19 protein-coding genes and 3 pseudogenes are annotated in these 19,503 nt (G+C 64.3%); 7 read left to right on the forward strand and 15 right to left on the reverse strand.

The annotated features are described in order from the left end of the window. From ACPCUW_RS32535 to ACPCUW_RS32550, 4 genes and pseudogenes are all read right to left on the reverse strand, one after another. A pseudogene (locus ACPCUW_RS32535) lies at positions 1 to 230 on the reverse strand (hypothetical protein); the annotation flags it as partial. After that, complete coding sequence (locus ACPCUW_RS32540; RefSeq protein WP_423429086.1) at positions 227 to 841, reverse strand: hypothetical protein; 615 nt, start codon at positions 839 to 841, stop codon at positions 227 to 229. The pseudogene ACPCUW_RS32535 and the gene ACPCUW_RS32540, both read right to left, overlap by 4 nt. Before the next feature lie 84 nt (positions 842 to 925). Beyond that, complete coding sequence (locus ACPCUW_RS32545) at positions 926 to 1,585, reverse strand: hypothetical protein (protein ID WP_423429088.1); 660 nt, start codon at positions 1,583 to 1,585, stop codon at positions 926 to 928. Beyond that, positions 1,582 to 2,658: a cytochrome c oxidase assembly protein gene (locus ACPCUW_RS32550; protein WP_423429090.1), complete on the reverse strand. Its 1,077-nt coding sequence runs from the start codon at positions 2,656 to 2,658 to the stop codon at positions 1,582 to 1,584. Before ACPCUW_RS32550 ends, ACPCUW_RS32545 begins: the two co-directional genes overlap by 4 nt. 84 nt (positions 2,659 to 2,742) lie before the next feature. On the opposite strand from ACPCUW_RS32550, the gene ACPCUW_RS32555 reads away from it, so the two are divergent. Further along, positions 2,743 to 4,665: a chloride channel protein gene (locus ACPCUW_RS32555; RefSeq protein ID WP_423429092.1), complete on the forward strand. Its 1,923-nt coding sequence runs from the start codon at positions 2,743 to 2,745 to the stop codon at positions 4,663 to 4,665. Here ACPCUW_RS32555 and ACPCUW_RS32560 read toward each other — a convergent pair. Together ACPCUW_RS32560 and ACPCUW_RS32565 are read right to left on the reverse strand one after the other, a co-directional pair. Further along, the gene (locus ACPCUW_RS32560) at positions 4,607 to 5,095 is read right to left on the reverse strand and encodes a MarR family winged helix-turn-helix transcriptional regulator (protein WP_423429094.1); all 489 of its coding nucleotides are present in this window, start codon (positions 5,093 to 5,095) and stop codon (positions 4,607 to 4,609) included. The two genes, ACPCUW_RS32555 and ACPCUW_RS32560, sit on opposite strands and share 59 nt — an antisense overlap. A gap of 62 nt (positions 5,096 to 5,157) precedes the next feature. Next, a complete protein-coding gene (locus ACPCUW_RS32565; RefSeq protein ID WP_423429096.1) occupies positions 5,158 to 5,352 on the reverse strand; it encodes a hypothetical protein in 195 nt (64 codons plus the stop codon). 65 nt (positions 5,353 to 5,417) lie between these two features. Between ACPCUW_RS32565 and ACPCUW_RS32570 the strand changes: the two genes are divergently transcribed. Then, positions 5,418 to 5,981, forward strand: a complete 564-nt coding sequence (locus tag ACPCUW_RS32570; RefSeq protein WP_423429098.1) for a hemerythrin domain-containing protein — start codon at positions 5,418 to 5,420, stop codon at positions 5,979 to 5,981. Between the two features lie 729 nt (positions 5,982 to 6,710). Beyond that, positions 6,711 to 8,503: pseudogene (locus ACPCUW_RS32575) on the forward strand (thiamine pyrophosphate-requiring protein). A 205-nt stretch (positions 8,504 to 8,708) separates the two neighbouring features. On the opposite strand, the gene ACPCUW_RS32580 reads toward ACPCUW_RS32575, so the two are convergent. Both ACPCUW_RS32580 and ACPCUW_RS32585 read right to left on the reverse strand, forming a co-directional pair. Beyond that, complete coding sequence (locus tag ACPCUW_RS32580) at positions 8,709 to 9,056, reverse strand: hypothetical protein (RefSeq protein WP_423429099.1); 348 nt, start codon at positions 9,054 to 9,056, stop codon at positions 8,709 to 8,711. 55 nt (positions 9,057 to 9,111) lie between these two features. After that, on the reverse strand, positions 9,112 to 10,251 hold the full coding sequence (locus tag ACPCUW_RS32585) for a UvrD-helicase domain-containing protein (protein WP_423429101.1): 1,140 nt from the start codon (positions 10,249 to 10,251) through the stop codon (positions 9,112 to 9,114). A gap of 167 nt (positions 10,252 to 10,418) precedes the next feature. Between ACPCUW_RS32585 and ACPCUW_RS32590 the strand changes: the two genes are divergently transcribed. Continuing rightward, the gene (locus ACPCUW_RS32590; RefSeq protein WP_423429102.1) at positions 10,419 to 10,655 is read left to right on the forward strand and encodes a hypothetical protein; all 237 of its coding nucleotides are present in this window, start codon (positions 10,419 to 10,421) and stop codon (positions 10,653 to 10,655) included. 736 nt (positions 10,656 to 11,391) lie between these two features. On the opposite strand, the gene ACPCUW_RS32595 is transcribed toward ACPCUW_RS32590, so the two are convergent. Both ACPCUW_RS32595 and ACPCUW_RS32600 read right to left on the reverse strand, forming a co-directional pair. Continuing rightward, positions 11,392 to 11,715 (reverse strand): helix-turn-helix domain-containing protein, encoded by a 324-nt coding sequence (locus ACPCUW_RS32595; protein WP_423429104.1) that lies wholly within the window; start codon positions 11,713 to 11,715, stop codon positions 11,392 to 11,394. A gap of 22 nt (positions 11,716 to 11,737) precedes the next feature. Beyond that, entirely contained in the window at positions 11,738 to 12,829 is a 1,092-nt protein-coding gene (locus ACPCUW_RS32600; protein WP_423429105.1) for a tyrosine-type recombinase/integrase, read from the reverse strand. A gap of 84 nt (positions 12,830 to 12,913) precedes the next feature. On the opposite strand from ACPCUW_RS32600, the gene ACPCUW_RS32605 reads away from it, so the two are divergent. From ACPCUW_RS32605 to ACPCUW_RS32615, 3 genes are read left to right on the forward strand one after another with little or no spacing between them, the layout of a single operon-like run. Further along, positions 12,914 to 13,159, forward strand: a complete 246-nt coding sequence (locus ACPCUW_RS32605) for a hypothetical protein (RefSeq protein WP_423429107.1) — start codon at positions 12,914 to 12,916, stop codon at positions 13,157 to 13,159. Between the two features lie 5 nt (positions 13,160 to 13,164). Next, a complete protein-coding gene (locus ACPCUW_RS32610) occupies positions 13,165 to 13,704 on the forward strand; it encodes a helix-turn-helix transcriptional regulator (protein WP_423429109.1) in 540 nt (179 codons plus the stop codon). A gap of 15 nt (positions 13,705 to 13,719) precedes the next feature. Next, positions 13,720 to 15,039, forward strand: coding sequence for a tyrosine-type recombinase/integrase (locus ACPCUW_RS32615; RefSeq protein ID WP_423429111.1), 1,320 nt, complete (start codon positions 13,720 to 13,722; stop codon positions 15,037 to 15,039). 196 nt (positions 15,040 to 15,235) lie between these two features. Here ACPCUW_RS32615 and ACPCUW_RS32620 read toward each other — a convergent pair whose 3' ends face one another. The 5 genes and pseudogenes from ACPCUW_RS32620 to ACPCUW_RS32640 all read right to left on the reverse strand — a co-directional run bounded on the left by ACPCUW_RS32620 (position 15,236) and on the right by ACPCUW_RS32640 (position 19,017). Next, positions 15,236 to 15,574, reverse strand: a complete 339-nt coding sequence (locus ACPCUW_RS32620) for a histone-like nucleoid-structuring protein Lsr2 (RefSeq protein WP_423429112.1) — start codon at positions 15,572 to 15,574, stop codon at positions 15,236 to 15,238. A gap of 586 nt (positions 15,575 to 16,160) precedes the next feature. Continuing rightward, a pseudogene (locus ACPCUW_RS32625) lies at positions 16,161 to 16,340 on the reverse strand (YnfA family protein); the annotation flags it as partial. Between the two features lie 164 nt (positions 16,341 to 16,504). After that, complete coding sequence (locus ACPCUW_RS32630) at positions 16,505 to 16,684, reverse strand: transposase family protein (RefSeq protein ID WP_423429114.1); 180 nt, start codon at positions 16,682 to 16,684, stop codon at positions 16,505 to 16,507. Positions 16,685 to 17,001: 317 nt separating this feature from the next. Then, complete coding sequence (locus tag ACPCUW_RS32635) at positions 17,002 to 17,259, reverse strand: acyl carrier protein (RefSeq protein WP_423429116.1); 258 nt, start codon at positions 17,257 to 17,259, stop codon at positions 17,002 to 17,004. Positions 17,260 to 17,298: 39 nt separating this feature from the next. Further along, entirely contained in the window at positions 17,299 to 19,017 is a 1,719-nt protein-coding gene (locus tag ACPCUW_RS32640) for a fatty acyl-AMP ligase (protein WP_423429118.1), read from the reverse strand. Between the last annotated feature and the right edge of the window lie 486 nt (positions 19,018 to 19,503).

A 19,503-nucleotide genomic window follows, 5' to 3' on the forward strand; every position in this document is an offset into this window, starting at 1 on the left:
ATTCGCTTCAGGAGACCGTGGTCGGTCATCAACTCCTCGGTGGCGGGAACGACCGGCGCCGCGGGTTGCGTGGCGAGGGCGTGTTGCGCGCCGACCGCGGCGCCGGCTCCCAGAGCGAGACCGCCGATTCCGACACCGCCCAGCATCATGGTTCGCCGGTTCATCGCCGGAGAGCTGGGCCGGCGACCGTCATCCGGTGTCGCGGTGTTGGTCTCGTCGTGGTCGGTCACCGATGTTCTCCATCCGCGTTCGGTGTCGTCTGCGAGTTTTCGTGCATGCCGGGCATCCGCTGTGGATGTGAGCTCGTCGCCGGTCCCGGGCCGGTGACCAGATAGGTTCCGTCGGGCATGACGCCCTGCTGATCGGGCGGGACAAGGGCCTTACCGTCCGGGTTGATGACGAACCAGGAGTCTCCGTCGAGGTTGAGTCCCTGGCCGTTGGCCTGTCCTGGTTCCACATCGCCCGCATAGGCATACAGCGGCCGTCCGGCGTAGGTGGCGATCTTCTCGCCGTACGGACCGGAGATCGTTGCCAGCAGCTTCTGCTGCACCCCGTTGCCGGCGTGCAACTCTTTGCCGGCCGGGACTGTGACCGGTGGCCAGCTGCCCGAACATGCATCGCTGCAGCTGGTGGAATGGTCGGTGTCGGTGGGGAAGATGTAGAGCGTGTAACCACGGGCGTCGACGAGCACCGGGCCGAAACCGGCAAGATTTCGCGAGCCGACGATGACCGGACCCGGTGGCGGGCTGATCAGCGGCTGCGGGCCGCCTGTGGTTGGACTGTGGGTCTTGCCGCCGCATGCGCTCATCGTGGCGACCGCGATGAGGACCAGTAGCGGCACGGTGATCCTTCGTGGTCCGAAAACCATTCGACCTCCCGGATGGTTGCTTGCGGATGGGTGGACGGCGAGCTACGACGAGGCTGGTCAGGGGCGGGGTTGGCCTGGCCAGGGCTGGTAGCCGTCGAGGCCGGACAGTGATGCAGTGGCGGGGGTGGTGGTGAGTTCGGCGCGCCAGTCGGAGTTGTGCCAGATCTCGCTGGTGCGCAGGGATCGCAGTGAGCCGTCGGGCTCTTGCAGGGCCAGATCAGCGACGGCGTGGGTGCCGTCGTAGGAGATCCACCGGAAACCGGCGAAGAAGGGCAGTCCGGGCGTGGTGTCGATGCCGGTCCCCATGCGATTGGTGGGTGGTTGGTCGGCCGGGGCGACTACGGCCATGGTGCGTGCCGCGCCGAGCCATGAGGTTGCGTCGATGCCGGATAGCCGCGCGGTGTGCTGGATCATCGCCAGTACGGCGCCTTCGGGGGTGTGGCTGAATCCGGAGACGGTGTCGTCGGAAACCGTGGTCGGGCCCCATCGTTGTGAGTAGGGCAATCGAGTGTCGTGCCAGGGTTGCCAGGTAAGCCACGGTGTCATGGCGAGCGCGCCCGGAACGGTGTCGCCCGGTCGCGGCTTATCCAGCGACACCGCCGCGTTGTTCGTATCATGCTGGGCGCCAGCGGTATTCGTGGCGCAGCCGGGGAGCGCCAGACAGGCGCACACCGCGGTGGCGCTCCAGATCACGGCCCATCGTCGGAGTGGTTTCACGGGTGCTCCTCTCGATCGGGGCTGGGGTCGGCATGCGGTGATGGCGCGGTGTCTTCGGACGTGGATGCGACAGCGGTGCCAAGGGCGCTGCTGCGGCGCGCGTACCGGTGTCTGTGGGGTGGTGCGCCGTTCAACTGTGCGAGGCGTGCGTTGTAGGTGTCGAGGGCGGCTTGTTCGTGGTCGACGTCGGTATCGGCGGTGGCGGTGCCGAGGAGGGCGCGGTGGCGGATGCCGTCGAGCCAGGGGCCGAGCCCGGTATCGCGGTCGGCGCGTCGAATCCATTGTCCGGCAACGGCAATCATGATCAGCATCATCAAGCCGTCGCCGCCGAGCCACATGATGATCCCGGCGAGGTTCTGGTCGGCCAGCGCGCTCGGACCCCAGTCGCGGGAGCCGGCATAGGCCGGAGCGAGCACGGTCGACGACATCATGAGTGTGACGCCGACGAGGGTGTCGGGTCCGACGCAGAGGGCCAGAACCACGAAACGCAATCCGTGCGGCCACTCGGGCTCGACGGTCAGTTCGTCACCGGCGAGGGGGAGTAGTAGCAGATATCCGGTGACCAGGTAGAGCACGAGTTCGCTGTCGTGGATCCACATGTGTGTCGACATCGCCTGCTGAAATCCGGTGAGGTGGGTGAGCAACAGGACAGCGCTGTAGAGCGGCACGGTGAACTTGGCGGAGACCAGGATCCGGAAGGCGCGGCTCGCCCGGACCCGGTCGATCACGGTGGCGGTGCCGGGTTCGGTGGCCTCGTGTAGGAGGCGGATCGGCTGTGCCCACACCAGCAGCGCGGGAATGACCATGATCAGCAGCAGGTGCACCACCATGTGCACCGAGAACAGTGCGCGCGAATAGGTGGCGAGGGCACTGTCGACGGCGGCGACCACCAGCGCCAGTGCGACCAGCCAGCAGGCTGTCCGCAGCAGCGGCCGGCGCAGCCCTCGGCGCGCCGCCCGCCATGTCAGGAACAGGTAGCCGGCCGCGGCGGCCAGGACGAGCGTGTCCACGATCGGCGACCAGGTCCAGGTGCCGAAAATCGTGGCCGCGGTGGGTGGGGGAACGCCCGGCATGCCGGTCACTGTCGGTCTCCAAATATGAGCACTCTACAATTGTTGCATTGTGCATGGTTCGCGATGTGTTCGAGGGTGGTTGTGATGGGTGTGATGCCTTCGGAGATGGCGAGCCGACGGTGGTGGTCGCTGCCGTTGCCGGGGCGGACGCCGTGGCGGGACTGGCTGCGGGAAAGTCGCGGCGGTCTGGTGGTGCTCGCGCTGGTGATCGGCGCCGGTTCCGGCGGCGGTGCGATCGTCTTTCGTTGGCTGATAACGACTTTCACGCGTGTCCTGTCCGGGTTCGCGGACTATTCGGCCGCCGGGCACGTCCCGAATCCGCATGTGCCCTTCTTGGGGCCGTGGTTCGTGGTGCTGGCTCCGGTGGTCGCGGGTCTGATCTACGGTCCACTGGTGTATCGGTTCGCGCCCGAGGCGCGTGGCCACGGTGTGCCGGAGGTGATGTATGCCGTGGCCGAGCGGGGCGGACGGATTCCGCCGCAGGTGACCGTCGTGAAGGCCCTCGCTTCCGCATTGTGTATCGGTGGCGGTGGATCCGTGGGCCGCGAGGGGCCGATCGTGCAGATCGGCTCGGCGTGGGGCTCGAGTATCGGGCGGTTGACCCGAATGCCGGAGCGGCGCTTACGAATACTCGTGGCCTGTGGTGCGGCCGGCGGTATCGCGGCGACGTTCAACGCGCCCATTGCCGGACCGTTCTTCGCGATGGAGTTGATCCTGCGCGACTTCGCCGCCGAATCCTTCGGAGCGGTGGTGTTGTCCAGTGTCACCGCGAGCGTGATCGGCCGAGCTGCCCTGGGCAACGAGCCGTTTCTGGACCTGCCCGCCTTCAGCTTGCGGTCGGGGTGGGAATACGGTGCGTTCGCACTGCTGGGCGTGGCGGTTGGGCTGATCGGTGTCGTCTTCACGCACGTGCTGTACCGGATCGAGGATCTGTGTGATTGGGCGTGGCGGGGTCCGGAATGGTTGCGGCCTGCGGTCGGCGGCCTGGTGCTGGGTGGGGTGCTGCTGGTGCTGCCGCAGATGTACGGCGTCGGCTATCCGGTGCTGGGTGATGCCATCGGCGGCCACTATGTGCTGTGGATGCTGGTGATACTCATGGTGGGCAAGATGCTCGCGACGAGCCTCACGATCGGAATCGGCGGCTCGGGCGGGGTGTTCGCGCCGTCGCTGTTCATCGGTGCGATGGGCGGCACCGCGTTCGGTGTCGTCGTCCACCACCTGTTCCCGGCCGCGACCGCGGCACCGGGGATGTATGGGCTGATCGGCATGGGGGCCGCGTTCGCGGGTGCGACGCGGGCGGCGATCACCGCGGTGATCATCTTGTTCGAGCTGACCGGGGAGTATTCGATCATCCTGCCGCTCATGCTGGCCGTGGTGATAGCCACCGGGGTGTCCCGCGTGTTGTCGAAGGAGACGATCTACACCCTCAAACTCAGTCGCCGCGGCGTGGATCTCGATGCCGCACACGCGGGTCCGTCCGGACGACTGGACCGCATCCGGGTCGCGCAGGTGATGGAGCCGTGCCCGGAACCGATCCCGGCCGACACCACCGTCGAGGACGCCGCCCGGGTCGTCTGGGCATCAGCGCATGCGATGGTGCCGGTCGCCGGCGCGGACGGACGATACGCCGGTTGTGTGACCGCCGCGGCGGTGGCCGAAACACTCGCCGACACCGAATCCGCCGACACCACCGTCGCCGACCTGGCGGTACTGCCGTCCACGGTCACCGCAACCAACACGCTCGCAACAGCTCTCGACGCGTTGGCGGGGGAGTCGGGCACCGGAGTCCCGGTCGTGAACGGCGGCGGCGATACGGTCGTCGGCTGGCTCACCCACAGCGCCGTACTCGGCGCACTGCACGATCGAACACGGACGCCGCAGCCGGCGGCCGCTGGGCAGTCCGGGATTGCCGACGGCGGCACGGCACCCATCGTCGCGGGAGCGGGTGCTAGAGCTGATAGCCCTCGATGTCTTCCCCGGGAGGTGGTTCGCCACCGGCCGCGGTGAACGCGGTCAGCGCCCGCACCAACCCTGCTCGATCGGCGACGGGCATCCTCGCCGCGACCGCGGCGATCTCGTCGCGGCGGTGGGCGGTGGCGGTATCGACCACCCGGCGGCCGCGCTCGGTCAGCGCGACGATCTGCTCCCGGCGCGACTTCGGGTTGGTCCGCCGGTCCAGTAGACCGCCGGTCACCAAGCGGTCCACCATGCGAGTGGCCGTGGAGGGCTGCACGTTCAGCAACCCGGCCAGCGTGGCGATATTCGACGGCCCGCGGCTGGACAGGATGACCAGCGTGCGAAATTGCGGAATGGTGATCGTGTCGTCGACTGCCGCGATGGAGCGCGCCGACATCGCCACCAGCAGTCGAGACGCAGTCAGCAACGCGTCGGTCAACTGGTCGACGTCCTGTGCCGCGTCGGTCTCGGTCTTCGTCACGGTCACCTCCCTGGCCTGCATCCGTTCTACCCGTCATGGCGACAAAAGTGCCGATCGCCGAATCATATTGGCCGGCGTTGGGCACGCGCGATCAGCGTCACTCCCCACCGGTTGAGACCGCGTTGGCGCCGGCTGTAGCTCGGGCGGATCGAGGGCAGGTCGGCGTAGATGGCCTCGAACGGGATCACCGTCGCCACGTCGCGAGAAATGGGGTTGTAGAGGGGAGTACGGCGGCAGGAGCCGGGTAGTGCGTCCATGTGTACCTGGTCGGCTTCGTTCGCTGTTCGGCGTCGGCAACTACTTTTCGATGAGAGGGCGGCATATGAACGCGGAGAAGGCAGACGTCGTGGACCTGCTGGTAGGGCAACATCGCCGAATTGAAGACCTGTTTCAGGCGTTGCGTTCCGGCTCGGAAAACAAGCAGAATCTGTTCGACGAGCTGGTACGACTTTTGGCGGTCCACGAGACCGCCGAGGAGGAGGTCGTGCACCCGGCGGCCCAGCGCGCACAATTCGGCGCGAAACCCATGGTCGAGAACCGACTCGCGGAAGAGAGCCAAGCCAAGAACGACCTCGCCGAGCTCTACGACCTCGGCGTGGATCACCGAGAATTCGATGAGAAGTTGTCGACGTTCGCACAGGCCGTCCTGGACCACGCCCAGCACGAAGAAAATGAGGAGTTCCCTCTTCTGCGTCAATCGTTCTCGGAAAATCACCTCGATCACATGGCCAATTCGGTCCGAGCCGCCGAAGCCTTCGCGCCCACCCGGCCACATCCGCACGCAGGTGAATCGAGAGCGGCAAATTTCCTGGCCGGCCCGCCGTTGGCCGTGTTCGACAGGGTCCGTGACGCGCTACGGGACGTACGCAAGCCCGACGAGGAGTAAGTCCGTTGGAAGCGGCACGGGGGGCTCATCCAGCCAGGGTCGGCGAGCGCCGATGTGCTCGAGCAAGGCACCGACATACTGGCGGCCATCGGAATTGGGCGAATCGCACGAAGCAGGCTGAGGGGCAGCGGTTGTCGGTGACGCTGTGCAACGACCACGACCTCGTCGGCCGGTATCTCGTTGTGCAGGGCGCGCCGCAAACGGCGGGCCGCTCCGACGCCGAGGTGCGTATGTACAAGGCGCTATCACCCGAAGCGTCGAGCGAACAGTTCTACGAGACCGACCCCGCCAAGCCCTACGCGCGTGGCTTCTCGATCCAAACGGTGTGCCCTCTGCCGATTACCTGGTCCGAACACATCGTCGGACAGGGACATTGGGGTGCGGCGTTGCGCGAGTACATGCGCGATTATGTGCGTTGGTCGTGTCTGGGAGCGCTGTGCGAGTTTCTACCCCGCGCCGAGAACAGGGTCACCGTGGCCGACGAGACCGACCGCTACGGGCTGTCGATCGCCCGCTTCTCCTACAGCCAGTGCGACAACGACCGCGCCCTGATGCAAGCCGCCCAGTCGGTCATGGAAGACATTCAGCGCGCGGCCGGCGCGGGAAGTGATCACCTTCCAGCGATACGCCCACCTGGTCGGCGGTGCCCGTATGGGCGACCGGCCTGAGGACGGAGTCGTCGACGCGGACGGCCGCAGCTTCGCCATACCAACTTGTACGGAGGAAACCATGCCTGAAACAGTTGCCGACTACCTGCTCGCCCGGCTTCGGCATTGGGATGTCGAGACCGTTTTCGGTTACGCCGGTGACGGCATCAACGGACTGCTCGCCGCATGGGGTCGCGCCGAAGACGATCCGCGCTTCATCCAGGTGCGTCATGAGGAGATGGCCGCTTTCGAGGCTGTGGGTTACGCCAAGTTCAGCGGGAAAGTGGGCGTCTGCGCGGCGACCTCGGGCCCCGGGGCGATCCACCTGCTCAACGGCCTGTACGACGCCAAACTCGACCATGTACCGGTGGTGGCCCTCGTCGGGCAGACCAACCGCTCGGCAATGGGCGGGTCCTACCAGCAGGAAGTCGATCTGCTGACGCTGTTCAAAGACGTTGCCTCCGAATACGTCCAGATGGTCACCGTGCCCGAACAGCTGCCCAACGTCCTCGACCGCGCGATCCGCACCGCCTTGAGCCAACGCGCGCCCACGGCGGTCATCATTCCCGCCGATGTCCAAGAACTGCCTTACTCCCCACCGAGCCACGAGTTCAAGATGGTGCCCTCCTCCCTCGGTATCGACTTCCCGACACCCACCGTCGACGACGAGGCGATCGCCCGCGCAGCGGAGGTCCTCAATTCCGGGAACAAGACCGCGATCCTGGTCGGGCAGGGCGCACGCGGCGCACGCCGAGAGATCCTTGATGTCGCCGAAGTCCTGGGAGCCGGCGTCGCGAAGGCGCTGCTCGGCAAGGACGTTCTTCCCGACGACCTGCCCTTCGTCACCGGTTCGATCGGGCTGTTGGGCACCCGGCCAAGCTACGAGATGATGCGCGGCTGTGACACTCTGCTGACCATCGGCTCCAGCCTTCCCTACACCCAGTTCATGCCCGAGTTCGGACAGGCGCGTGCGGTGCAGATCGACATCGACGGCCGATTCGTCGGCATGCGCTATCCCTACGAGGTCAATCTGGTCGGTGACGCCCAGGCGACACTGCGCGCGCTGCTGCCGCGGCTGCGGCGGCGCGAGGATCGATCATGGCGGCAAAAGATCGAGAAGAACGTCGATACCTGGTGGTCGACGATGCGGGCCGAGGCGATGGTCGATGGCGACCCGGTCAATCCGATGCGCCTGTTCTGGGAACTTTCGGAACAACTGCCCGCCGACGCCATCGTCACCGCGGACTCGGGCTCCTCGGCGAATTGGTATGCCCGGCACCTGCGCTTCCACACCGACATGCGGGGTCACTATCGGGAAACCTGGCAACCATGGGCCCGGGCGTGCCGTATGCGATCGGCGCGAAGTTCGCCTGTCCCGACCGGCCCGCGATCGCGTTCGCCGGCGACGGCGCAATGCAGATGAACGGGCTCAACGAACTCATCACCATCAAACGGTATTGGACCGACTGGACCGACCCGCGCCTGATCGTCGCCGTGCTGCACAACAACGATCTCAACCAGGTGACCTGGGAGATGCGCGCGATGGAAGGAGCACCGAAATTCGAACAATCTCAACGGCTTCCAGACGTGGACTATGCCGCGTTCGCTGCCGGGCTCGGGTTGGCGACCGACACGATCACCGATCCTGACCAGCTCGCCCCCGCCTGGGAACGCGCCCTGTCGGCCAACCGGCCGACCCTGCTGGATGTCCACTGCGACCCGAACTTCCCGCCGATACCGCCACACGCCACCGTCGAACAGATGAAAGACGCCGCCCTGGCCTTGGCCAAGGGTGACGCGGACAGGTGGGAAATCATCAAACAAGGCCTCAAGTCCAAGGCCCAGGAATTCCTGCCTCATCACCGGGATAGCTGAGATGACCACACGGTCGCACGCCGCCACCGAACCGCCGGTGAAACCATGAGCGAAATGCACTGGCAGAGCTTCCCGTAGGACTCGCTGCGCGATACGAGTTACCGGGCGACGGCGAACGAGCTGCACTGTCTGGCCCTGCGGCGACATCGTGGCTGTCTGCTCCGGGCTGGGACGACGAAGCCGTGTTGTCGACCTCGGTCGGCGGCTACCATCCCGGCACGCCGATCTGGCGCAACCGCTGGGTAACCACCGACACCGTCGTGGAATGGCGCGAAGCCCTGCAATTCCCCGGGGATCCACGTCGAGTGGTGCTCTTTCGCCGCATCATGCGGTGGACCGCGACGTAGCCGTCCCAGTCCGGGGCGACGTGCGCGACGGCTTCGCCGCCGAGGATGGGCGGGATCTGCTGTTGCAGCGCGGGTATCGAGCCGACCGCAAGTCGGGGGATATGTTGTGGAGCAGGGTGTTCCGTAATCCTCGGCAAGGCGCAGCCGTGTGTGTATGGCAAACCGACGTCGATGACCATGCCCGCCAGCCGGGTGATCTCGCGCACGACCTGTGCGCCGTAGCGTTCGACGTCGCGGAGCCGCTCGGTAATGCTGGGTGTTTCAGGATTCGACCACTTTGGTTGGTATGTGTCGGCGGGTGAGGAAGTCGTGGATGGCGCCGATCGTGTCCTCGGGGAGTGCGAGGACCAGGAGGCTGCGTGCGCGGGTTACGGCGACGTAGAAGGTGCGTAGTTCCTCGAGCTCGCTGGTAGTGGTTGGGGGGCCGGAGAGCCAGTTTCGCAGTACCGAGGTGTCGTCCATTAGGACGCAGACCGCGTCGGCTTCGGTGCCTTTGGCTTGGTGCACAGTGGTGAGGGTGGCGGGCGCGTCGGGACGTTTGGAACTGCTTGCCGTGGTGACATTTCCGCCCAGTGTGCGGGTGGGGCGGAGTGGGGGAGCGGTCGGTGGTCGCCACCAGCTTTTAAGGCAAGCGTTGACCTGTCCGGCCCAGTTCTTGGTCGGTGCTGGGAGGTGGGCTAGCAGTGCGTAGGCGTGCCGGCGGAGAGTCGCAGGCGAAAGGTCAGTCTCGCGGCAGATCTCGGTGATGGTTCCGGAATGCTTGGGGTACCAGTGCTTGAGTAGGACGTGTTCGGCTTGTCGGCACGCGTGGTCGAGTTCGGCGGGTTCTGGGACCCCGAAATGAAGTGTCTGGTGTGCACGGGCGAGCCGGGTGATGGTGTTGGTGTCGTTTTCATCGCGGCGCAACGCGGGTGGGAGTTGGGTGTGTTTGCGGGCCAGGAGCATGACGGTGGGGTTGGGATCGGTGGTGTCGCTGAGGACGGTGGCCAGCCGGAGGGTCAGGTCGAGCAGGGATTCGCCGGTGTGGGTGTGGGTGATTTTGCCGACGTTCCCGAATTTAGTGGGCACCAGGTGGATTGGTGGGCCTGCGGTGCGGATGACGGATACATCGGGTGGGCGGGCGCCGGTACGAATAGTGGCCGCGAGGGCGCAGATCGGTGGTGTGCTGCGGCGGTTCCCGCTGAGGGTTACGGGGATGGTGGTGAGGTTGTCGCGGAGCTGGAGCAGCCGCGCGACGTCGGCGCCGTTCCAGCCGTAGATGGACTGGTCGGGGTCGGCGACAACCATCAAGGGGATCCCGTGGCGGCGCATCGCGTCGAAGAGTTCCAGGTCGGCCACCGAGCAGTCTTGGGCTTCGTCGATGACGATTTCGGAGAATCGCGAGTGCAATGTCTCGAGCACGTGCAGTGTGGCGCTCCGAAGGTTGCGGTGTGCCTGTCGTCGAACCTCGTGGCCGGTGAAGTAGCCGCGTTGGAGCCAGTGGTCTCGACACCGGATGGCCGCGGTTATCCATGGTGGTTTCGGCGCGGGGACGGAAGCGGGGCGGCGTCGTGCTGCCGTGGCGGGCGATGTCGAACCAGACATTCAGTTCGTGGCGCATCTGTTCGGGCAGCACCCCGGTCTGGGTGTCGAACCAGCGCACGATCGGCGGGACGTGGTCGTCGGTGAGCATGCCGGCTGCGGCGAGTACGTCCAGCACCGGCCGGATCGGCAGCCGGATACTCGACATCGTCAGAACGTCGGAGGCGCGGATCGCCGCGCCGGGTGTGTCCTGGGTGCCGAGCAGAATGCGGACGGCCCGCTGAACTCTCTCGGTGATCGAGATGGTCCACCCGTGTCGGGTGGCGTGCTCGCGGACGAATTCCTGCCAGGCCGCTGCGCGTGCCGCATCCGGTGGTGGCGGGAAACCTCGTGCCCGGCCGGCGGCGAGGTCGCGTGGCAGCTCCAGCAGCGTCAGCTGCTGATCGGGGGCCGGGCGCAGCAGCAACAGATCCGCCGCGACGGTCTTCGGGAGGTAGGGTCGCCGACCCGTGCCCTCCCGGCGCCACATACCAGCGAAGAACAGTTGCTGCCCATATCTGTTCGCCTCCGTGAGGTCGAATTTGTCTGCGCGGCAGTTGCGCTGGCGAGCAAGAAGCCCGCGCTGCTTGTGGCACAACCGGCACGATCCGTCGCCAGCGACAGCGACGCGACGGCCGCATGTGGTGCAGTCGCCGATGCGGGGATGGTTCTCCCGCCACGATCTGCATCCCGCACAAATCCAGCGATCGGTGCGCATTACGCCCCATGCATAGCAGTCCGCGCACGAATCCACGACCGGCACAATCGGATACGGCAGCAGCCGGTCGGGTGTGCGTGCGCCGGGAGCGTCGGGATGACATCGGGCACACAGTCCGGAGGTGTAGTAGTCGGTCCTCGACAAGCATCGCCGACATGGTGGCGGTGTGACCGGGCCGCCGGGCCAGCAGGCGAAGCAGTACGGGATTTCCCGCATCGCCGGTGGGCGGATGCCGCAGACCGTGCAGCGATGTCGTGGCGGTCTCATGCCGGCGGCAGTGACCGATGCCGGCCCAGTCTCGGCGTGAGCGGCGCATTCACACCGCCGCCGCCACCGCCGCTGCTGTCGTTGACGGCCTCGGTGCGGCCGGGTTTGCGGGCGGCGACCTTGTCCGGTTCGCGGATCAGCAGCTCCGACGGTGTGCAGTCGAGCACGCTGCAGATCACGTCCAGATCGTCGAGGCGGATCGTGGTCGGGTTGCCGATCCACAATGCCGACATCTTCCCGGCGCTGATTTCCAGCCCGGCCTCAGCCAGGCGTCGCCGCATCTCGGTCGACTTCCAGATCCCCGCTTCGGCGGCTTTCATCCTCAGATTCCACTGCACTCGATCACCTCGTCCCTGTGGGCAGTCCCAGCCGCGCCGAGACCCGCTGGTTGGATTGCTCCCACGCACGTTCGACGTGGTCGGACTGGACATGGATATAGCGGGTCGTGGTCGAGAGCCACTCGTGGCCCAGCACCTCCTGAATCGCTTTCAGGTCCAGCCCTCGCGCATACAAAGACGATGCGCAGTAGTGCCGCAACGTGTGTGGCGTCAACCGGCCCTGCCAGCTCGGCAACCAACGCCTCGTCGCCTGCGCCAGCCCGTCGCGCAGCGACTGATCGCCGACCCGGCCGCAGAACCCGGTATGCGGATCGGAGCGTTCGCTCGGCAGCAGCGGTGCGTCCGGATGCTGCCAGTCATCGCCGAACTGGTGTCGCACCTCGGCAAGCCACCAATCCAGCAGATCAGCGGCCTGGTTGATCGCGGGCACGAGCCGGGTCTTCGGGCCCCGGCCGCGGCTTCCCTTGCCGAAGCGCACGTGCAGCTTCCCGTACTCGCCGAGATCGCGGCGCCAATCGCGGATATCGAGCATGTAGGTCTCCTGGATCCGCAGCCCGGTCCGGCGCCACAACGACGCCGCCAGATAGTCCCGTGCCGCAGGCAGGAACTTGCGTGCGTCCACCAGCGACTCGCGCCACGCCGAGAACAGCGCCCCCACCTCCTCATCCGAGGGCGGTATCCGCACCGCACCGTAATCCGCTCTCGCCGGCCGATTGTGCTCATCGATCGGCTGCGTGACTACCACTCCGGTCAGCGCCTGGATGTCGCCTTGATACCGATCGATCAGAAAGTCGAAGAAATGGCCCAGCGTCCACGCCTTGTGCTGCACCGTCAACCGCGCCCGCCCCAGATCCACCCGCTGATGCACAAGGAACCGATCGGCATCATGCGGTTGCGCCATCCAGATCGGACATCCCACGAACCGCGCGAACTCGAACAACACCGCCCGATCCGCGTTCACCGAGCTGTCACCGATCCCGGCGCCCACCGCCGCCAACAGAAACTGATCCACCAGCTCCTGCTCGAAATCCTCCAGCTCCTGCGACGTCGTCAACCGGCGAGGCGCCCCCAGCGACCGGACCACCGCCAGCTGCACGAGACCTCCAGTTGCCGAACAACGACCGACGATCGAAATCCACGGCAGTCTGTCGAGAATCCCGACGAAATGTCAAGAGAGGGGATGCAATACGGCCGACACCCGCTACCTGGCCTACAGCAGGAACTCGGCAACGACAGCCGAAACGAACATCGAGGACTTCCGGTTACCGCACCCGGCGAACTCACCACCGACGAGGGCCACGATGTCGGCCTCGATGCCCTTCCGCTTCCTCCCCCGGCCGCCGAGGCCACAGGTGACCCGCAGACCGAAGACATCGCTTACGAGACCGATACCGTCGCAGAGGAAGACATCACACTCGAGGCGTAGGAGTCGTGACGAAGCAGTTACCTGCGCAACTGACGTCGGATGAAAATTTCCAGCGTGACTTTCGATTCGTGGTAGCAGGGCTTTTCCCACTGCACTGGAATTGCGGTGCCGTCGAGAATTTTTCGGCGATGCGTTTCATTTCGCGTGGCAATGAGCAGGAAGGGGATTGTCGGCTTCATTTCTTGAAACGGTCACGTAGAGGCGAATATTTGACAAACGGCGGCCTATGGAGCGTGGATGCAGGTATGGCATCTATTTTTTCCTGGGCGCACGACTTTCAGAAGAGGGTTTCCATGGGCCGGACGCGGCAGAAGGACATAGGCGCTGAAGCAGACCGCGCTCGAGAAGGGGAGAGTGCTCGTGATGAAAATTGTTGGGATATCGACGATGTGGCGAAGTTCTTCAAGGTCACGCCCGACACGGTCCGCGAATGGCGCCGCCACGGCTACGGCCCGCCGCCCCGGAAGGTGGGCAGGCACTTGAGATGGGTGCCCGACGAGGTACTCGACTGGTTCCGTGAACTGCCCACCGACAACGCCGCATAGGGGGAGTGGTCTGCGATGTCGCACATAGAGGACAGATGGTTCAAAGAAGTCCCGGACCCGAACAACCCGGGCGAGACGCTTCGTGTCAAGTCCGACAACCACGGGCAGGGAATGCGGTACAAGGTGCGGTGGCTGACCCCGGACGGCGCCGATCGGTCGAAGTCGTTCCCCGACAAGCAAAAATCGGCCGCGGAGAGCTTCCAGAAACAGCTCGACGCCGAAATGCTCATGGGCCGCTACGTCGACCCCCACTCTCGTCGCCGTCCGTTCGATCCGCTGATAGTTAAGTGGCTCAAAGCGACATCACCGGACCCGGTCAGCCGAGAGAAGTATGCGCAGCGGGCCCGAACCCACATCACTCCCTACTTCGGCGGCCGTTCGATCGCCGGGGCCTGCACGGTGGACACGGTGCGCGACTATGTGGAGTGGCTCAACGGCCGTGGCCTGGATCCGAGCACGCAGGGAATGATCTTCGATCATGTCGTGACGATCATGGATATCGCTGTCGCCGAGCATACGATCCCGGAAAACCCGTGCCGGTCGCGGCTGATCAAACGGCCCCGCGGTACGAGCCCGAAAATCATCCCCTGGACCGAAGACCGGCTGAACGCGATCTGGACAGCGCTGCCCGACCGCAACAAGATCGTCATCCCGCTCGGAGCCGGCTGCGGCATGCGGATGGGAGAAATCCTCGGGTTCTCACCCGACGACATCCGCCGCAAGGAAGGAGTCTTCGTCGTGCAGCGACAGATTCGGCGGTTGAAGGGCGGGGCCGTGTTTTCGCCACCGAAAGGCGGCAAGACGAGGATCGTGCCGATGGCCGAAGACATTCTCGCCGAGATCGACGCCTACATGGAAATGTTCGAGCCGGTGACCATTACGCTGCCGTGGCGGACACTGGATGGACGCCCGGTCACGGCTCGCGTGCTAATGTCACGGACAGGCGATTCCCGCCCGATGTACGGCTACCTGTTCTTGGTGACGGTGTGGAACGCGGCGTTTCGCCGCGCAGGACTGACCAAACGCGACCGGGTCGACGGCTTGCATGCGTTGCGGCATTACTACGCGTCATCGTGCCTGGCCGAAGGGGTTTCGATCCTGGAACTGGCGAACTATCTCGGCCACAGCGACCCCGCGGTCACCTTGAGGCACTATGCCCACCTCATGCCCACCAGCCACACACGCGCACGACGGGCAGTGAACGCATCATGGTCAGCCATCCGAAAACATCCAGACAGCCGCGATAGCGAACCCGAAAGTCCAGCGCGACAGCTGGCTGACGAGGGGGATTCAAGCAGTACAGTCGACGACGATCCGACGGAATCAGCCGCGTAGACGCATCGCCGCGACTGCGCACTGTCCTTGCCCGCGAAGCTATTTGACGCACCCTGCCTCAGGCGGACGGTGGGGAGCGGTGCAGCGACCGTTCCTCGGTGTGGCGAGGACCGACGGCGGCACCCGGCGGCGGCCCGGCGAGCGGTCGATGACGCGACCGCAGTGGAGGGCCTGCCGGTGCCGCGTTCGGCTGGCCCTAGCTTGCCTTGTTGTATGCCTCCACGATGTCGGCTTGGATTCGTCCGCGGCTGGAAACGTTGTAGCCGTTGTTCTTCGCCCATTCGCGAATTGCGGCGGTCTGCTGCTTGTCGGCTGCGGTGCGCGCACCGGTGGTCCTGGCCTTACCCCGGGGGATACGGCCGACTTTGCGGGCAGGGCCGGTCCACTGCTCGAACACGCCACGAAGCTTGCCCGCGTTCTTGGTCGACAGGTCGATCTCGTACTCGACGCCGTCGAGGCTGAACGAGACCGTTTCCTCGGCTTTCGACTTGCCGTCGAAGTCGTCGATCAGCACGACGATGACTTTCTTCGCCACGTTGCAGTCCTCCACAGTTTGTCGAAACCTATTGCCGAACTATCCGACTGGCAAGCTTAGGCCGGACCACGAAACGTTGATCTCTCAGGCCGAACTGCCGCCGGCAGGGACCCAACATTTGCGGGCGCCATTACCGCTGCGGGCAACGTTTCGCCCTACGCATCAAAGGCTGGCCCCCGCTGGCGAAGGCTCTCACACCCGAGCGGTCGCTGATTCGAAACAACTGGAACCGACGGGGCTCCTGAGTTGGTCTGCAAGGAGTGAGAGCCGGTTATCGGTGGGTGCGGTTACAGTGTATCCCGCCGGGTCCGTAGCCCAGTGCGGAACGCGGTCGGCGGTGGTTGTCTTCGTCCGTCCAATCGCTGATTACGAGTCTTGCGTGGGTCAATGACCAGAAGCGCGAAGAAATGCACCGGCGCGGTCGACAGCGTTCACCTGCACCCCGACGACACTCAAGTTGTCGCGTATCTAGTGTCGTCTCGCAGCGGCGTCGTCGGCGCGTACACCACGACCGTGCATCCGGACCTCCACCAGCCCACGGCGGCGACTTCCTAGACGCGCCGTCCCAGCTCGCCTGTTATCGAGGTCAGCTGCGTGGGGCATACATGATGATGGCGACGCCGAGTAGGCAGATAGCGGTGCCGGTGATGTCCCAGCGGTCGGGCCGGAAACCGTCGACTGCCGTGCCTCACAGCAGGGATCCGGCGACGAAGACGCCGCCGTAGGCGGCGAGGATGCGTCCGAAATCCGCATCCGGTTGCAGAGCAAAGTCGTCCACACTCACTACCCGAGTAATTCGCCGATTTGGTAGCGGGATCGTCAGCAGTATCCGCACCGCGGTGTGCCGAGACAACCGCACCGGCAACGCGGCCAGCACACGAACGGCCGCTCTGCCCGCCAGTTCTCTCTCGATCGAACGCACCTGGCCGGTCAGCCTGTAGTTCGCCGTTGATAGCGTTCGATCAGGCCGGGAACCTGTTCACGGAAAGGCCTGCAGCACTGCGGTGTCGAGCAAACCAGCCGTCGAACTCGTACCCGCACGACCACCCCGCGACCGTCGACGGGTAGGTCGGCGACGATCCGGTGGTGGTAGCTATGGACTTTCTCCAATCCCTCCCCTCAACGCCAGCACACCGCCGGGCCGGGCGCTGTCCGGGCCCGCACCACAAGCCTGCAACCCTCATCCACAACCTCGTCGACCGCCAGCGCCGACAAACTTGAGAACACCAGCCCCACTGCAACATTCACCTCACCCACCAAGGCATCGTGCCGTCAGACGATCGAGCCAGCCACCGGAAGTGAGCCAGAGCCGTCTTTCAGACATTCCCGCCTTCGGATGGGGCCGAATCCACCGTGCCCGGCGAGCATGCGCGAGCTGGCCCGGCGCTTGACCGCGGCGGGCGCGGTGGTAATCGTCACTCCCGATATCAACAGATGGCTCCCCGATCGCGAAGAAATTGCGACATCGCATTAATCGTCGGATGGTCACGCATGCCGAGGAGGTCTACGGTCACCCCGAATTCCTCCTCTATATCACCCGCCAGCGCCGCTGCTACTACCGACGAGACGCCGTACTCGCTCAGCGATCGGTCACGATCGAGCGAAGTTGGTTCGATTTCCAATTGCTCGCCGACGAGGATGGCCAACCGGTCGCCCACAGCGGAATCAAGAGGTGTATCACTCATTCGAAGCTCCTAACGTTGGGTGCATTGTGTATCTCGGTGTCAGTCAGATGATGACTTCGAGGGCTCTATCGACGCGATCTTTCCGGATTCGTACAGTTCGCGCATATGTGCGCGACGGATTTTTCCGCTCGATGTTCGAGCGACAGTGCCCTTAGGCACAAGGATCAATTTCGACAGCCGAACACTACATTCTCGTCCGAGAATAGCATGAATACTCCCGGTCAAGGACGCAATGCTCTCGTCTTGCGGAAGGAGTTTGAGATCTATTTCTTGGACAAGAACCAGCCGTTCCGGCCGTCCGACTCCGAAGGCAGACCCAACGCCTGCCGCTGTTGCAGGAGACGCTCGCCGTGCAGTCAATTCGATATCGTGCGCATAAATATTGCGCCCATTAATGATGATCATATCCTTGATCCGTCCGGTGACGAACAGTTGCCCATCGAGCATTGCGCCGAAATCTCCAGTTCGTAGCCAACCGCCGTGGCCGCGCAGGTGACCATCAAACGTACCGGCGGTCTCTGTCGGCTTATTCCAGTAGCCGCGAGCGATGCTGCTGCCGTGCAACCAGATTTCGCCGACGCGCCCTCGCGGTTGTTCGGTTTCGGAGTCTAAATCGACGATCGCAACTTCCATCTTTTGCGGACGGCCGCTGCTGACCAGACAGTGCATATCAGATGCATCGGTGGTTTCTTCGATCATATTTCGGGCTAGCAGACGGCCACTTACCTTGTATTCGACAGGACCAGCCTCCGCTGACGCACCTGTGACGAACAGAGTTGCCTCCGCTAAGCCATAGACGGGCATGACCGCCTGCGGCTTCAGTCCGCAGGGAGAAAGTAAGTCGACAAACCCGCGGATCGAGTCGGCTTGCACCGGCTCCGAACCAGTGAGAACTGTGTCGACAGAACTGAGGTCAAGCTGTACGATCGTTTCGGCCTTAACGCGCCGCGCGACATAAGCGAGAGCGAAGTTCGGTGCAAGCGTGATTGTAGCCCTATATTTGTGCAGTGCTTCGAGCCACAACTGTGGACGTCTGAGAAAAGTCAATGGCGACATAAGCACAACACTGGCGCCGCACCACAGCGGATGCAGGATCAGCCCGATCAGACCCATGTCGTGGAAGTGAGGGAGCCATCCGCAGCCGATAGTCTCCTCGTTTGAGCAGATAGCCGCGCCGATCTCTCGCTGGTTCTCGCTGAGGTTGGCGTGGGTCACAATCACACCCTTCGGCTCGCTGGTCGAGCCGGAGGTGTACTGCACCAACGCGACCGTTTGGCCATCAATTTCGACCGGGACCCACCGTTCAGCATCCTCAACCGACACAGTGTCGGTTGCCAACACCAACGGAGCGGATGGTAGGTCGGATACCCCGAATTGCACAATCTCAGCAAACGCGGACGACGTAAGCACCGCCTTTACGCCAGCATCTCGGGCGATGCCGATAAGGCGTTCATGATCGGTGGTGCGACCGTCCGGAACCGGGGCGGGCACAGCGATTATGCCAGCCATCAATGCACCAATAAACCCCACCACGAACTCTATCCCGGGAGGATACAGAAGCAGCACTCTGTCGCCGCGCTCTAACCGTGCGCGGAGCGCCACTGCCACCGCACGCGCTCGCTCATCAAGCTCTGAATAATTCAGAGAAGATTCCACAACTTGCCCGTCGACCAAGTCGAGAAATTTTAACGCCGTTTTCGTGCCGTTGCGCTCAACATGATTGCGAAAATTGCTAATGAAGTCGACACCGCTATTCATCAAACTCCAGTCCAGAGGCAAATGATCAATAGAATTTTTCCAACCGAGAACTCGCAGAGATGGCAATGGAATCCATCACGCAAGCAGCCCGCCTCACGGCTATAGCCTGAGATTGGCAGATGTCCGAGACCCGATGCCTCCGACCGATCACACGCAGTATCGGATCCCGGCTTCACGGCGAGGCTGCTCGCGATACCGGGGAGGATTCCAGCCGGACTCTGCCGTCACGAGCCGCACGGCTTCTGGCGCCGGCATTACTTGCCGGTCAAAGCCGCGCCAATGAAAGAAATCGCCTCACCTGCAACGAGGGCAGGCAAAGGCGAGAACCAGCGTGCAACGATTCACATCGCAGGGTATTATTCACCTTAAAATTCGAGTCCTTGCAGCAAGTTTTCAATTCCACATTCGAGATGTTTCCACCCTAGCAGGAGTTCGTCAATTGTTGCGATTCCCATCGCAGGGAAGGTGCCACCAATATGCTCATCA

It is taken from the genome of Nocardia sp. AB354, assembly GCF_049538315.1.
Taxonomy (GTDB): domain Bacteria; phylum Actinomycetota; class Actinomycetes; order Mycobacteriales; family Mycobacteriaceae; genus Nocardia; species Nocardia nova.